The following is a 15593-nucleotide window of genomic DNA, read 5'->3' on the forward strand; positions in this document are numbered from 1 at the left end:
TTTAAGGAAGAATCCCCCGCTTTCTATAGGAAGTCGAAGTTATTTTTTATCTTCATTAATAGTATTTTTTGCTCAATATTAGTTAAAGGTTTTCCCTAAACTCAAATCATTTGGAATCAATTGAAAGAGGGGATTATTTTGACTCTAGGAATCGGCGTAATTGGGCTGGGGCTTATGGGGGCGGTACATGCAAGGAACTGTTATGGGCGAATTCCAGGGGCAAGACTGATTGCTGTTAGTGATGCAAACACCGAATCTCTGGAAGCGTTTACTTCGGAGTTTCATCTAGTTAAAGGCTATTTGGATTATCGTGAATTAATAGAAGATCCAGATGTCGATGCAATAATCATTGCCGCCAGTTCTTCTGTTCATGCCGAAATCATCCGTGGAATCGTGCCATTGAAAAAAGCAATATTATGCGAGAAGCCGTTGACCAATTCTATGGAAGAGTCTATAGAATTACATCATTTAATATCCCGAGCATCAATACCGTTTCAAATGGGATTAATGCGTCGATTTGACCCCTCTTATATTCAGGCGAAAGCGTTGATTGAAAAGGGGAGTATCGGGACACCGTATTCATTTGCAGCCATCAGTAGGGATAAGGATGCTTATCCACCAAGTTATATTTCAAAAACAAGCGGCTTTTTCAAAGATACTGGCGTTCATGATTTCGATTTAGCGCGTTGGCTGATGGGAGCAGAAGTTGCGACAATTCACGCGCAGGGTTCTGCATTTATCAGTGAACATATAAAGGAATTCGGGGATGTTGATTTCGCTCAAGCAAATTTCACTTTTACATCTGGTGCGTTCGGTTCAATTCAGCTTACCCGGAATGCGATTTACGGTTATGAAATTCGAACCGAAATTTTGGGAACAAATGGAGCGTTGCAGATAGGTTGGACGCATCGGACAGGTACAGTATTGCTTGTTCGCGACCAAGTTATACGTGATACGGTTGAAGATTACAGGTTGAGATTCGAACAGGCTTACGTGAATGAAATGGTGGAATTCGTTCGAAGCGTGAAGGCTAGCCAAGCCATTAGCCCAAATAGTTATGATGGGGTTGCAGCAGACTTAATCGCCGACGCCGCGACGAAATCGCTCCAACGAGGAACTTTAGAGACAGTTGATAATGGTGTTCTTGAAAGCTCAGGATGAGCTGCTTCGGCCTTTCGTGTTGCTGCAAACGCTGAGGTGAAGCAATCAATATCGGTGGTAAAACACAACAAAGTATTCATCTTTGATTTAATCAGGAGGAATGGTAAATGACTGATATCAGGCATAAAGCTTTGCAATTACATGAAAAATACAAGGGAAAACTTATTGTTGAGGCTAAGATGGCCGTTAAAGATTTGGACGATCTTAGCTTGGTTTATTCTCCCGGTGTAGCTGAACCGTGTAAAGTAATCGCGGAACATCGAGAGAAAGTTTATGACTATACAATGAAGGGCAATCTTATTGCCGTCATTTCTGACGGGACGGCTGTTTTGGGGCTTGGCAACATTGGACCAGAGGCAGCAATACCAGTCATGGAAGGCAAGGCACTGCTATTTAAGCTCTTTGCTGGGATAGATGCTTTTCCCTTGTGCTTGGACACAACGGATGTAGATCGGATTGTTGAAACCGTAAAATTGTTAAAGCCGACATTCGGAGGCATCAATTTGGAGGATATTGCAGCTCCAAACTGCTTTATCATTGAGGAGCGGTTAAAAAAGGAAATGGATATCCCCGTATTCCACGATGACCAGCATGGGACGGCTGTTGTTGCTATGGCAGGTTTAATTAATGCAGTAAAACTTGTAGGAAAGCAACTACATCAAATTAAGGTTGTTGTAAATGGTGCAGGTGCAGCTGGTGTTGCTGTAGTTAAACTACTCATCAAGTTCGGAATTAGTGATATTATCTTATGTGATTCCAAGGGGGCCATTTACGAAGGGCGGCCAACTGGAATGAATGCTGAGAAAGATGAGCTTGCCTTACAAACGAATCGGAGTATGATAACAGGTCCATTGACTGAAGCCGTAACGGGAGCTGACGTTTTTATCGGGCTGTCCATGCCTGGTGTATTGACGTCAGAAATGGTCAGCACTATGAATTCGGACCCCATAGTATTTGCATTAGCTAATCCAGTTCCGGAAATTATGCCGGAAGATGCCAAGAGAGGGGGCGCAAAGGTCGTCGGAACGGGACGCTCAGATTATCCAAATCAAATCAATAATGTACTCGCTTTCCCAGGAATTTTTAGAGGGGCATTAGATGTGCAGGCAACTCAAATCAATGAGGAAATGAAGATAGCAGCTGTATATGCCATATCCAACCTTGTTAATCCTGATCAATTATGTGCTGAATACATCATTCCAGAACCACTTGACAATCGGGTCGTTCCTGCTGTCGCGTCAGCTGTAGCGAAAGCGGCTTTGGATAGTGGGGTTGCAAGGAAAAATGTAATTCCCAGTTATCAAGAAAATAATCATTCTATAATCATCCACTCATAGAGCTCTGACAAGGAGGGAATGAACATAGATACAATCCAAGATATCCGAGTCAAACATCATGTTCTGTTTATGGCGGTTACTTTTCTTTTTTGGTCTTCTCAATATGTCTATTCCCCTATATTATCGTCATATTTGGAACAGAAGGGTGCAGGCCATCTCCTGATCGGTTTCATTTTAGGGAGTTATGGTATTACTCAATTGTTCATTCGGTTTCCTTTGGGAGTGATGTCGGATCATTTGAGTCGGAGGAAGTTATTTGTTTTACTAGGGTTGGTTATGAGCATGATCAGTTGTATTGGTTTATTGATGGGGGAATTCGGTTGGATTTTAACGGCCAGGCTTATTTCGGGGGTTTCCGCTTCTACTTGGGTTGTCTTTACGGTTCTATATTCGAGTTATTTTGTTAGCGGAAACATGACGAAAGCGATGTCGAATATTCAGTTCGTTACGGTCGCATCGCAGCTTTTAGGAATGAGTGCAAGTGCGTTTTTAGTTAGCTATTGGGGATGGACTGCTCCTTTTTGGGTCGCATTAGGTTTTGCAATTATTGGAGTGATTCTTTCTTTTGGCATAAAGGACATGGATCCGCGTGTTATAAGGAAACCTGTTAACTTCGTCGGATTGCGGACTGTTATGAAAGAGCCAACCTTGTTGAAGGTATCAATGCTTTCCACAATCAGCCACAGTACACTTTTTATTACGATATATGGGTTTACTCCGCTTCAGGCATTCAAGATCTCTGGAACTGAACAGTCTATTAGTCTCTTGGTTGTTGCTTTCATGGTTCCCCATGCTATTGGCACCTTCTTATCGGGCCGATTATTCGTGGAACGTCTAGGGATCTGGACTACTTTAACGATCAGCTTTATGGGTAGTGCTGTATTTACGTTCGTGACTCCTTTTATTAATGATCTTGGCTTGCTTTGCTTGACTCAGGGGATCAATGGTTTTGCGCAAGGATTAAGCTTTCCCTTGTTGTTAAGTTTGGCGCTTGTTGGAATTAGTTACGAGAAGAGAGGGACAGCTATGGGATTCTATCAGGCATTTTACTCGCTTGGTATTTTCTTAGGGCCTTTACTAGCTGGCTATTTTAACAATATTTCTGGCTTAAATGGCGGTGGAGGGTTCTTGTTTTCAGCAGCAACCGGAATCCTAGCAGTATGTTTAACGATATACTGGAAACAATCTGAAATATCGTCAAATGATTCTGTGGTGGAAAAAGAAAGCATATAGTAAGGGATTTTTTTTCATAAATTAAGGTAAAGGTTTTCTTTATTCATCAGGTAAATGTAAGAGGTGTTGTAGGGAAACAGCTAATTTCGGTACTATTAGTGACGTTGTAAGCGCTTTTCCCATAAAAATTCTACTTGAATATATGGTCGATGGGTGTTATTATCGTTTTATAAGTTGGTTAAAGGTTTTCCTTAATTAAGATATTAAGAGGAGGGGTACCATGTTGGCACAAAAGACAAAGAAGCCTTTGTTCATTGGCGGTGAATGGGTGGAAACTTCCGAGATCCATCCCATTTACAATAAATATACCGGTGAATTATACGTACAGATAAGCAAGGCTGGGGAAATTGAGAAGAATGCAGCAATCGAAGCTGCGGAGAATGCTTTTAAGCAATCTGAATTTGGTCCGGCACAGCGATTTCAAGTGTTGATGAATATGTATCATTTATTAATCGAGAATCTGAAAGAATTCGCAGAGGTAATTGCTGCCGAAGGTGGTAAACCCATTGTGGATGCAATGACAGAGGTTAATCGCTCTGCAACTATTTTCCTCCTGTCTGCTGAGGAAGCGAACAAGATTACGGGCGAAATGATACCGACTCAAGTAGCGCCTAACCTTAATATTGGCAAACGACTTATTTACACAATTAAGAAACCGATTGGCATCGTTTGTGCAATTACACCATTTAACTTTCCATTAAATCTGGTCGTTCACAAGGTGGCTCCAGCACTTGCTGCAGGTAATCCTGTTATCATCAAGCCGGCTTCTGATACCGCTTATTCTGCTCTGAAACTATGTGAACTGCTTGAAAAAGCTGGTTTACCAAAGGGATTTGTAAGTTGTTTGGTTGGCAATGGCTCGACATTAGGCGATCAATTACTAACGGATCAACGAATCCATAAATACACCTTTACTGGGTCACCTGAAGTAGGTATGCATATTCATCGGACGATTGGTATGCGAAAAGTTACCTTAGAGTTAGGATCGAACTCTGCAACCATTGTTCACAAAGACGCTGATGTTGAAGTAGCTGCGACGAAATTGGCTAGGATGTCGTTTGCGCATGCCGGTCAAGTTTGTATCTCTGTACAGCGCATTTATGTGCATAAAGATATAGAGCAAAAATTTATGGAAGTGTTTATTAAAAGTACGGAAAGCCTTAAGGTCGGCGATCCGCTTGATCCTTCTACATTGGTAGGGCCTATGATTAGCGAGAAAGAAGCGGTACGAATTGAAGGATGGGTGAATGAAGCGGTTGCATGCGGGGCGAAGATTTTGACAGGCGGTAAACGAGAGAAGAACGTTTACTATCCGACGATTCTTACCGGAGCTACAAAAGGAATGAAGGTCATCGATGAAGAGGTCTTTGCTCCAGTAGTATCCATTACAAGCTATGATTCGATTGATGATGCTATACGAATGGTCAATGACTCCAAGTATGGTTTGCAGGCCGGAGTATTTACTAAATCCGTTTCGCTTGCACATACGATTCCATATTTACTCGAAGTAGGCGGAGTTATTATTAACGATACAAGCAGTTTCCGGGCCGATCAAATGCCTTACGGCGGTGTCAAAGAGAGCGGTATGGGAAAAGAGGGTCCTGCATTTGCTATTGAGGAAATGCTTGAAACTGTAACTGTAGCGGTGAATTTGGAAGAGTAGTTAGTTAAAAACAAAAACAAAACAAATAACAGAAAGCGGTGGATGTACATGACGCAAATTCGTTGCGCTGTATTGGGGCTAGGACGTTTGGGATACTGGCATGCAGAAAACTTGGCGACAAAAATCAGAGGGGCACAGCTGCTAAGCGTAATCGATCCGATGGAAGGTAGAGCTGAGCAGGTTGCCCGTGAACTAGGGATAGATGGGTATTCGACCAATCCAGACGATGCGTTTAATAATCCAGATATTGATGCAGTCGTTATAGTTACACCGACTTCCACGCACGCGGAGATGATCAAGAAAGCAGCAGCGAGTGGAAAACATATCTTTGTGGAAAAGCCGATCACACAAACCTTGGCAGAAGCGGATGAAGTGATCGAAGCAATTCGTAAAAACAACATCGTATGTCAGGTAGGATTTATGAGACGATTTGACCCTGCTTATTATGAAGCGAAGAAGAGAATTGAAAAAGGTGACATTGGTCAGCCCATTTATTTTAAAGGCTTAAGTCGGGACGGTAATGTACCACCGGCATCATTTATCAAACACAGTGGGGGCATTTATTTGGATGTAGCCATTCACGACTACGATATCGCGAGATATTTAATGAATGCAGATGTCGTGTCCGTTCAAGCTACAGGAAATGTTTTGCAGCACTCATTTTTGTCCGAATACGGAGATGTCGACCAAGCTTTGACAACGCTTCAATTCAGCAATGGAGCGGCTGGTGATGTTGAAACGATGCGCATTGCACCTTACGGCTACGATATCCGAGGAGAAATTGTAGGAACCGAAGGGGTACTAACAATCGGTTCAATGCGTCAGCATAATATTCAACTTTACACCTTTGCAGGAAGCACATACGACATCATTCCTGATTTCCCAAGCAAGTTTAAAGATGCTTATTTATTAGAAATGGTTCATTTTATTGAAAGCCTTACAAACGGAACCAAGCCGGATTGTACTGCAGAGGATGGTAAAGCTGCTTTAGAAATAGCGATTGCTGCAACGGATTCTTTCAAAACGGGTAAACTTGTCCAAATCAATACGGTTCATGTATAGCATTTCTAATTTTACTTATTTCAATACAAAGGAGTGTTCATGACATGCAAACGATACGTTTAACGATGGCCCAGGCCATATTGAAGTATTTGGATAACCAATATATCAATGTTGATGGGTTAGAACACAAGTTCGTAAAAGGAGTTTTCGGCATTTTCGGTCATGGGAATGTGACAGGAATGGGAGAAGCACTTGAGAACGATAGAGGAAGTCTAACCTACTACCAAGGTAAAAATGAACAGGGCATGGCAAATGCCGCCATTGCTTATGCCAAACAAAAAAATCGACTGGAGATCTTCGCTTGTACATCGTCGATCGGACCCGGGGCGCTAAATATGGTGACCGCTGCGGGTACGGCAACGGTCAACCGTATTCCTGTATTGCTACTTCCTGGTGATATTTTCGCATGCCGGCAGCCAGATCCGGTATTGCAACAAATTGAGAACCCGTCTGATTACACAATATCGGCGAATGACGCTTTCAAGCCGGTAAGTAAGTACTGGGATCGTATACTTCGCCCTGAACAGTTGATGACTGCGCTTACGAATGCAATGCGTGTGCTTACTGATCCAGTAGATACTGGAGCTGTGACATTAGCGCTCCCGCAGGACGTACAGTCCGAAGCCTATGATTACCCCGCTGATTTCTTTAGAAAACGGATTCATTATGTGGAGCGAGCTACGCCAAATAAAGAAACGATTTACCGTGCAGTTGAACTGATCCGGGGTAAAAAGAAACCGCTTATTATCGCCGGAGGAGGGGTTCATTATTCTCTCGCTAATGAACAATTAAAGGCATTCATTGAAGCGTTCCATATACCGGTAGCAGAGACGCAAGCGGGTAAAAGTGCTATATCTTGGGATCATCCCTTGAATGTCGGGGCGATTGGCGTCACTGGTTCACTAGCAGGTAATTTGCTTGCAAAAGAAGCGGATTTAATCATTGGGATTGGAACACGTCTTGCGGATTTCCCGACAGCATCAAAGACAGCCTTCCAAAACCCAGATGTCGATTTTCTGTCTATTAATGTGAGCAAGTATGACGCGTATAAAATGGACGCTAAGATGATCGTTGCAGATGCGAAAGAAGCGCTCGCGGCATTGGCTGAGGAATTGAAGGAAGCCGGGTATCGGAGCGGTTATGAAGCTAATGATATAGAAACATTGAAAAAGCAGTGGGATGAAGAAGTCGATCGGTTATACAGCGCTGAGCGCCCAGATGGATTGGCCCAAACGCGTGTATTGGGCGAAATCAACCGTCTGATCGACGAAAAGGACATCATCATTGCTGCAGCCGGCAGTATGCCTGGGGATCTACAGAGGTTATGGAGGAGCAAAGAGCCTAAAACCTATCACATGGAATACGGTTTTTCATGCATGGGTTACGAAGTGTGTGGAGCACTAGGAGTTAAAATGGCGGAGCCGGACAAGGAAGTGTACGCACTTGTCGGCGACGGAAGCTATTTAATGCTTCACTCCGAGTTAGTCACCTCAATTCAAGAAGGCTTTAAAATTAACATTGTGCTGCTCGATAACAACGGTTATCAATGTATCCATAATTTACAAAGAGGACAAGGCAGCGATGGATTTGGCAATGAATTCCGTTATCGTTCCGAGGAGACTGGCCGTTTAACTGGTGATTATGTACAAATCGATTTTGCAGGTCATGCGAGAAGCCAAGGTGCTGTAGCATATACCGTTCGTACATTAGAAGAATTATACAGTGCGATGGAAGATGCAAAAAAGCAAAAAATATCGACTTTAATTGATATCAAAGTGCTTCCGGGAACTTGTACCACTGGGTACGAAACTTGGTGGAGACTAGGTGTTGCAGAAGTATCGGAGAGCGAAAAAGTCAAAATGGCTTATTCACAAATGCAAAACAAAATTCAAACAGCTAGAGTGCTGTAAATACGACTTAACTAAAGGAGAAAAATGCGATGAACATCGGTCGGTTTAATATCGGCATACACCCAATTAACTGGGTCGGAGAAGATGTATTTGAGCACGGTGATCATTATACAGCGGACGACGTACTGTCCCAAATATCCGAGTTAGGGTTAGCAGGTGTTGAGATGAGCAGGAAATTTCCAACGGATCCTTCGTTATTAACTCCTTTGCTCGAAAAGTACAGGCTACAGCTGGTATCTCAGTGGAAGTCGGTTTTATTCTCTGATCCGGAATACCGTGAAAAAGAACTAGCCTCATATAGGGAACATGCGATTTTTCTCAAGAAAATGGGTTGTAAGGTTATCAGCACAGCTGAAATCGGCGGTTCGCTTCACTGGGATCCGCGCAGGACACCGAATGAAAAACAGGTTAATCCACTGGACACTCGTGGGTGGGTTTCGCTTGCGCATGGGCTTAACGAAGCCGGTGAAATATGCAAAGCGCTTGGGATGAAGCTGGTGTACCATCATCATGGGGGCACAGTCGTCGAAAAAGCGAATGAAATTGATCGGCTAATGGATCTGACTGATCCGGAACTTGTGTACTTATTATTTGATACGGGTCATGCATATTACGGTGGTAATGATCCATTGACCTTATTAAAGAAACATATAAACCGAGTCGGTTACGTTCATCTGAAAGATATACGCATTAACGTATTGAAGCAGGCAAGACTGGAAGGATGGGATTTTGTTACATGCATCAGAAACGGTGTATTTACGGTTCCAGGTGACGGGGGATTAGAATTCGAAGAGATTTTCCGGACGTTAATAGATCATGATTATTCCGGTTGGGCCATGATTGAAGGTGAACAAGACCCGGCAATCAACGATCCTTTCAAATTAGCACAATCCGCGATGGGTTATATAACAAAATTAATTTATTAAGCAACTTAAGGGGGAAGCGAAATGAATGGAACCTTATCTCAGCTGCGGTTACAGGAGCTAGATGTTCTGGCCTCTAAAACGAGGCAGTTGATTTTGGAAACGGTCCACCATGCCAATGCGGGTCATATCGGAGGACCGCTTTCGGTCACGGATATATTGGTGAGTTTGTATTTTGAAATGATGAATATTAATCCCAAGGATCACCTCGGAAGCGACAGAGACCGCTTCGTATTATCTAAAGGTCATTCAGCGATCGCTTTATATACGGTACTGGCTCTAAGGGGGTACTTTCCGGTCGAGGAGCTTCAAACATTTGATGAAATTGACTCCCGACTCCAAGCCCATCCTGACATGAACCTGCTTCCTGGTTTAGATATGTCAACCGGTTCTCTCGGTCAAGGAATTTCAGCCGCGGTTGGCATGGCGTTGGGTGCAAAGCTCCAAGGCAAATCCTTTTATACGTATTGCGTGATTGGCGACGGAGAATCCCAGGAAGGGCAAGTGTGGGAGGCTGCAGATGTAGCCACTAAGTATGGACTGGACAACTTAGTCGTCGTGATGGATTACAATAAACTTCAACAATATGGATGGAAGAGCAGTGAGGGGAATTTGCGAGAAGCGCCCGTACAAGACCCAGCCAGAAAATGGGAGGCATTTGGCTGGCATGTGATTGAAGCAGACGGTCATTCCATTGAACAATTGTTAAATTCTTTCTCCGACGCCAAGGGAGTGAAAGAAAAACCTGTGGTCATTATCGCCCATACCTTTAAGGGCAGAGGCGTTAGTTTCATGGAAAATAATTATGTTTGGCATGCAAAGGTTCCGAACGCTGAAGAACTGAAGAATGCCTTACAAGAATTACAAGGAGGTAGTCGATGATGGCGATTCAGTTGGGAAAAGCGGTAGCAATGAGGGACGTCTTCGGAGATACACTTCTTCAACTCTCAAAAACGGATCCACGAGTTTACGCTTTGGATGGAGATTTGGCAACCTCGACAAAATTAGATAAAGTGGCAGAATCAAATCCGTCCAAATTTCTACAAATGGGAATTGCAGAACAGAATATGCTCGGTACGGCAGCAGGTCTGGCTACGGTGGGCATTCAACCTTGGGTTTGCTCGTTCGCTGCATTTATTGCCAAAAGAGCTTTGGATCAAATTGTAGTTTCGATTGCACAACCCAAATTGGATGTCAAGATGATCGGTGCTTATAGTGGTCTCCTTACTGGGTGTACGGGAAAAACCCATCAGGGGCTTGAGGATCTGGCCATCATGCGTAGCATTCCGCACATGTTAGTCTTTGCACCGGCGGATGCCGTTGAAGTAAAGAAAATCATGGAATTCTCAAATCAGTATCATGGACCTGTATACATTCGACTTGCTCGAGACCCATTGCCGACCATTTTCGATGAAGAGACATACTCCTTCTCCCTTGGAAAGGCCATTAAACTCAAAGACGGCAAAGATGCAACGATCATCTCAACGGGTACTCAGACTGTACGTTCCTTGGAAGCAGCTGAAATTCTTGAGAACAGAGGCATTCAAGTTAGGGTACTTCATATGCCATCAGTGAAGCCGATAGATCAAGCAGCCATCATAGAGGCGGCAGAGGTTACTGGTGCAATTGTAACTACGGAGGAGCATACTATCTACGGCGGTCTTGGAAGCGCAGTTGCCGAAGTGTTGGTAGAAAATAACCCCGTTCCAATGCTACGCGTCGCCGTCCAGGATCGAAATTCAGAATCCGGTTCCAACGATGCGTTGTTAAAGAAATACAACATCGGACCAGAAGACATTGCCGCGGCTATAGAAAAAGTTTTGCTACGAAAGGGGAAATTACATTGAGTAATTTGATCGTACCATCCGCTAAAGAGCCGGGGTTCAACGGCAGCAGGCTTGTTGTCACTCCTCAAAATGCAGGCTGGAGTTATGTTGGATTCGAGGTATATACGTTAACTGAAGGACAAACTTTTCAAAAAGATTCAGGCGGAAACGAATTGTGTGTCATTTTACTAAGCGGGAAGGCGAGCGTTTCCACGGAGAAGAAAAGTTGGGAAAACATCGGAAAGCGGATGAGCGTTTTCGAACAAATTGCTCCTTATGCCGTGTATGTTCCATCAAGTGATTATGTGAATATCACAGCAAATACGTCATTGGAAGTAGCGATTTGTTCAGCACCGGGAAAAGGAACGTATGAAGCGAGATTGATATCACCTGATGATATCGCCGTTGAAATAAGAGGAACAGGCGATATGCAACGTCAAATCAATAATATTTTGCCGGAGAGTGCACAGGCAGACAGTTTATTGATCGTCGAGGTGTTCACACCGAACGGGAATTGGTCTAGCTACCCGCCTCATAAACACGATCAAAATAACTTACCGAATGAAACTTATCTGGAAGAAACATACTATCATCGGATTAAACAAGAGGGTGGATTTGCCATCCAACGTGTTTACACTGATGACGATTCCTTGAACGAGACCATGGTTGTTAAGGATGGAGATGTGGTGCTTGTGCCGAAAGGTTATCATCCGGTTTCTGCTCCCCCAGGATATGACCTTTATTACTTAAATACGATGGCTGGACCAGTACGTACATGGAAGTTCCAAGATGACAAAGATCATGCATGGCTCAAAACAAAGTAATTAGGAGGAACAATTTTGGTGAACAAGTTATATAAGTTGGGCATTTGCCAATGGTCACTGCCTGTCGAAGGACCCTATGCTTGCAAGATTGCTTCCGAACTTGGGTTTGAAGGAATTCAATTGGAAATAGGGAGTTACGAGAGAGGGTTTCCTTTATCTCGACGGGCTGTGCAGCAAGCTTATCTCGAACTCGCAGAACTTTATGGAATCTCTTTTACGTCGATCGCGGTTCGCGTAACAGATGAGTACAGCATGACTCAGCCCTATGAATCAGCCGATAGCGGCATCGTTAGGGAAGCCATCATTCGATCTATCGATGCAGCAGATGCTATGAACATTTCTTCGGTCATGATTCCAAGCTTTCAAGTGAGTGATATTGTAAGTGGGCAAGATTTCTCTCGCAGCGCGGAGGTTTTGATCTCCGCGTGCGATTATGCAAGCGATCGTGGCATTACAATTGCTACAGAAAATTTGTTATCTGTTGAACAAATGTTCCGATTGGCTGATTGTATTAATCGACCAAACTTAAAACTCTATTTCGATACCCAAAATTATGCTTTGTTTCGGGGATATGACGCCCCTGAAATGCTGGAGAAACTGGCTCCCTTATTATGTAATGAGATCCATGTTAAAGACGGAAAACAAGGAGAAATTAGCGCCTCGCTGCTCGGTGAGGGCGATTCAGAGTTTTTCCGCAGCATGAGAGTGTTGAGAAAAATTGGTTATCATGGTTGGATCGTTCTTGAGAATTACTACGATCGTTTGCCGTTGCGTATGCAGCATGAAGAACCCGAATCTCTCATCAAAGAAGATATGCGCATTTTATTAAAAGCGCTTTCTTAATAAAAACTTAGGGGGAAATTACATGAAGAAGGTATTTAAGTCCAGTTTGGTGTTCGCAGTAGTGTTGTCGGCTTTTTTGACCGGTTGCAGTCAAAAGCCAGGATCCAGTGCCAATGTTACTCCCGAACAGAAAACAGCAGCAAGTGAAAGCAGCGGAAGCGCAGCAAAGAAAAAAGAAGTTGTTATTGGTTTCTCTATTGGTACCATGAAGCAAGAGAGATGGCAGCGAGAAGTAAAAATGGCGCAAAAATATGCGGATGATCACGGTTTTAAGCTAATTGTACAATCATGTGAAGAGGATGCCGCGAAACAAGTACAGCAGGTTGAAGGCATGTTAACCCAAGGTATTGATGCCCTGCTCATTTCTGCTCAGGATTCAGAATCATCTGGCGTTATCGTAGAAAAGGCGCATCAAGCCGGTGTAAAAGTAATAGCATATGACCGCTTGGTCCGAAATGGTGATCTGGATTACTACATTACTTTCGATAACGTAAAAGTGGGCGAGTTGCAGGCAAAAATGCTAACAGATCGATATCCTAAAGGCAATTACATCTGGGTTCTTGGTGGTCCAGAGGATAATAATGCACATCTTTTAAAACAAGGACAAGAGAGCATACTCAAACCTTTCATTGATAAAGGTGATATCAACATTGTCATTCAACAATGGGCTAAAGGCTGGAACCCAGAGGAAGCATTGAAAATTGCAGAAAACGGCTTAACTAAGGTCAAAAACGACGTCGTTGCCGTTGTTGCTTCTAACGATGGTACAGCGGGCGGGGTTATCCAAGCGCTGGAATCACAGGGCTTGGCAGGTAAGGTTGGTGTATCCGGCCAAGATGCCGAAATCGCGGCTCTTCAACGAATCGTGGAAGGTAAACAAACAGGAACCGTTTATAAACCAACTCAAGTCCTCAACCAAACTGCTATGGATCTTGCCTACGCTTTGGCGACAAAAGATGAAGCGAAAATCAAAGAATTAGATAGCGGGAATTTTAAAAACGGTCATATTGGAAAAGTTAATAATGGTCCTAAAGATGTGACAAGTTTACTCATGGACGTACAAACGGTAACCAAAGAGAATGTTTTAGACACTGTGGTAAAAGATGGCTATCAAAAATTGGAAGACATCTATAAAAATGTACCCAAAGATCAATGGCCTAAAACAAAATAATAACGTTAAGGTAATTTATTCAGAGTTGGAGGAAGGGGAAAGGCTCTAATAGTTTTCCTTTTCCTTTTCCTTTTTCTAAGATACTTTACAAAAACTCCGAATGATCAAGAAGGTGATAAAAATGAGCGAATATATTTTGGAGATGAATCAAATAACTAAAGAGTTTCCTGGAGTCAAGGCGCTCAATCACGTGAATATGAAGATTAAAGAAGGCGAAGTTCACGGTCTTTGCGGAGAAAACGGCGCAGGAAAGTCGACATTCATAAAGATTCTTAGTGGTGTGTATCCTTATGGTTCTTATGATGGTGAAATTGTGATTCGTAATGTAGTTCAAAACTTCCAGAATACATCTGATTCTGAAAGGGCAGGAATCGTATGTATACATCAGGAACTGGCTCTAGTTAATGAGCTCTCTGTACAAGAAAATATTTTTCTCGGGAACGAACCTACTAAAATGGGAGTCATTCAGTGGGAGGAACTGTACCGAAAAACTACTGCTTTGTTGGAAGAGCTTGATTTAAAGATCAATCCAAATGATAAAGTAAAGAACTTGGGAGTTGGACAACAGCAGTTGGTTGAAATTGCCAAGGCTCTTACGAAAAACGCCAAAATCTTGATACTTGATGAGCCAACCTCGGCATTGACGGAGCATGAGGTTGAGATATTGATGAATATCATGAGGAAGCTTAAGAAAAACGGTGTAACGTGCATATATATTTCCCATAAATTTAACGAAATCTTTGAAATATGCGATTCTGTTTCCATTCTTAGGGATGGATCCTACGTTGGGACGAGAGGCATTCAAGAGCTCGATAGGGATTCGTTAATTTATATGATGGTTGGAAGAAAACTGGAACAAATGTTTCCCCGCGAACATCATACAAGGAAAGAACTGTCACTTGAAGTGAAAAATTTCTCGGTTTATGACGAACAGAACCCTAGTCGAAAACTTGTCAACTCTGTCAACTTAAAAGCTTATAAGGGTGAAATTCTCGGTATATCCGGATTGATGGGTTCGGGAAGAACTGAGTTAGTTTCCGCAATATTTGGTGCATTTCCCGGAAAGAAAGAGGGGGAAGTCTGGATAGATGGAGCCAAAACAAGGATAGAGAGTCCCGTAGACGCGACCGAATATGGTATCGCACTCGTATCTGAGGATCGAAAAAAATACGGCCTCGTTCTGGGAATGAGCGTTTCCGAGAATATTACCTTATCCAGCTTGGATAAAGTTTCAAATTTCATTCTTCATCCCGACGAAGAAGTTCGCTATTCTAAAAAATACGTTTCTGCTTTAAATGTTAAGACTGCCAGTGTAGAGACAATCGTCAAAAATCTGAGCGGAGGCAATCAGCAAAAAGTCGTCATCGGTAAATGGTTAATGACAGACCCTAAAATCTTGATTCTCGATGAACCTACCCGTGGCATCGATGTTGGAGCGAAGTTTGAAATTTATAAAATAATGAACGAACTTATAGATGCAGGCGTTACCGTCATTATGATTTCTTCAGACCTTGAAGAAGTACTTGGTATTAGTGACCGCATACTGGTCATGTGTGAAGGTAAAATCGAGGGTGAGTTAGATTATAAGGAAGCTACACAAGAGAAAATTATGTATTATGCAACCGGAGGAGGTAATTAAC

13 protein-coding genes are annotated in these 15593 nt (G+C 42.9%); all 13 read left to right on the forward strand.

Going from position 1 to position 15593, the window contains the following annotated elements:
• The first annotated feature begins 138 nt into the window (after positions 1 to 138).
• The 13 genes from G519_RS44215 to G519_RS0123340 all read left to right on the forward strand — a co-directional run bounded on the left by G519_RS44215 (position 139) and on the right by G519_RS0123340 (position 15592).
• Complete coding sequence (locus tag G519_RS44215; protein ID WP_051253618.1) at positions 139 to 1161, forward strand: Gfo/Idh/MocA family protein; 1023 nt, start codon at positions 139 to 141, stop codon at positions 1159 to 1161.
• Positions 1162 to 1268: 107 nt separating this feature from the next.
• Positions 1269 to 2498: an NAD(P)-dependent malic enzyme gene (locus G519_RS0123285; RefSeq protein WP_029196743.1), complete on the forward strand. Its 1230-nt coding sequence runs from the start codon at positions 1269 to 1271 to the stop codon at positions 2496 to 2498.
• A gap of 18 nt (positions 2499 to 2516) precedes the next feature.
• Positions 2517 to 3731: an MFS transporter gene (locus G519_RS0123290; RefSeq protein WP_029196744.1), complete on the forward strand. Its 1215-nt coding sequence runs from the start codon at positions 2517 to 2519 to the stop codon at positions 3729 to 3731.
• A 220-nt stretch (positions 3732 to 3951) separates the two neighbouring features.
• Positions 3952 to 5394, forward strand: a complete 1443-nt coding sequence (locus G519_RS0123295) for an aldehyde dehydrogenase family protein (protein WP_029196745.1) — start codon at positions 3952 to 3954, stop codon at positions 5392 to 5394.
• Positions 5395 to 5442: 48 nt separating this feature from the next.
• Positions 5443 to 6456 carry an inositol 2-dehydrogenase gene (gene iolG, locus G519_RS0123300; RefSeq protein WP_029196746.1) on the forward strand — a complete coding sequence of 338 codons (1014 nt, stop codon included), beginning with the start codon at positions 5443 to 5445 and terminating at the stop codon, positions 6454 to 6456.
• Positions 6457 to 6500: 44 nt separating this feature from the next.
• The gene (gene iolD / locus G519_RS0123305) at positions 6501 to 8366 is read left to right on the forward strand and encodes a 3D-(3,5/4)-trihydroxycyclohexane-1,2-dione acylhydrolase (decyclizing) (protein WP_029196747.1); all 1866 of its coding nucleotides are present in this window, start codon (positions 6501 to 6503) and stop codon (positions 8364 to 8366) included.
• Positions 8367 to 8395: 29 nt separating this feature from the next.
• Entirely contained in the window at positions 8396 to 9292 is an 897-nt protein-coding gene (gene iolE / locus G519_RS0123310) for a myo-inosose-2 dehydratase (RefSeq protein WP_029196748.1), read from the forward strand.
• 21 nt (positions 9293 to 9313) lie between these two features.
• Positions 9314 to 10171: a transketolase gene (locus G519_RS0123315; RefSeq protein ID WP_029196749.1), complete on the forward strand. Its 858-nt coding sequence runs from the start codon at positions 9314 to 9316 to the stop codon at positions 10169 to 10171.
• On the forward strand, positions 10168 to 11136 hold the full coding sequence (locus G519_RS0123320; protein WP_084160296.1) for a transketolase family protein: 969 nt from the start codon (positions 10168 to 10170) through the stop codon (positions 11134 to 11136). Before G519_RS0123315 ends, G519_RS0123320 begins: the two co-directional genes overlap by 4 nt.
• Positions 11133 to 11939, forward strand: a complete 807-nt coding sequence (gene iolB / locus G519_RS0123325; RefSeq protein WP_029196751.1) for a 5-deoxy-glucuronate isomerase — start codon at positions 11133 to 11135, stop codon at positions 11937 to 11939. Before G519_RS0123320 ends, iolB begins: the two co-directional genes overlap by 4 nt.
• An 18-nt stretch (positions 11940 to 11957) precedes the next feature.
• On the forward strand, positions 11958 to 12782 hold the full coding sequence (locus tag G519_RS0123330) for a sugar phosphate isomerase/epimerase family protein (protein ID WP_244280195.1): 825 nt from the start codon (positions 11958 to 11960) through the stop codon (positions 12780 to 12782).
• Between the two features lie 22 nt (positions 12783 to 12804).
• Positions 12805 to 13953 carry a sugar ABC transporter substrate-binding protein gene (locus G519_RS0123335; RefSeq protein ID WP_029196753.1) on the forward strand — a complete coding sequence of 383 codons (1149 nt, stop codon included), beginning with the start codon at positions 12805 to 12807 and terminating at the stop codon, positions 13951 to 13953.
• Between the two features lie 121 nt (positions 13954 to 14074).
• Complete coding sequence (locus G519_RS0123340; protein WP_029196754.1) at positions 14075 to 15592, forward strand: xylose ABC transporter ATP-binding protein; 1518 nt, start codon at positions 14075 to 14077, stop codon at positions 15590 to 15592.
• The last annotated feature ends 1 nt before the right edge of the window (position 15593 follow it).

It is taken from the genome of Paenibacillus alginolyticus DSM 5050 = NBRC 15375 (assembly GCF_000422905.1).
Taxonomy (GTDB): domain Bacteria; phylum Bacillota; class Bacilli; order Paenibacillales; family NBRC-103111; genus Paenibacillus_E; species Paenibacillus_E alginolyticus.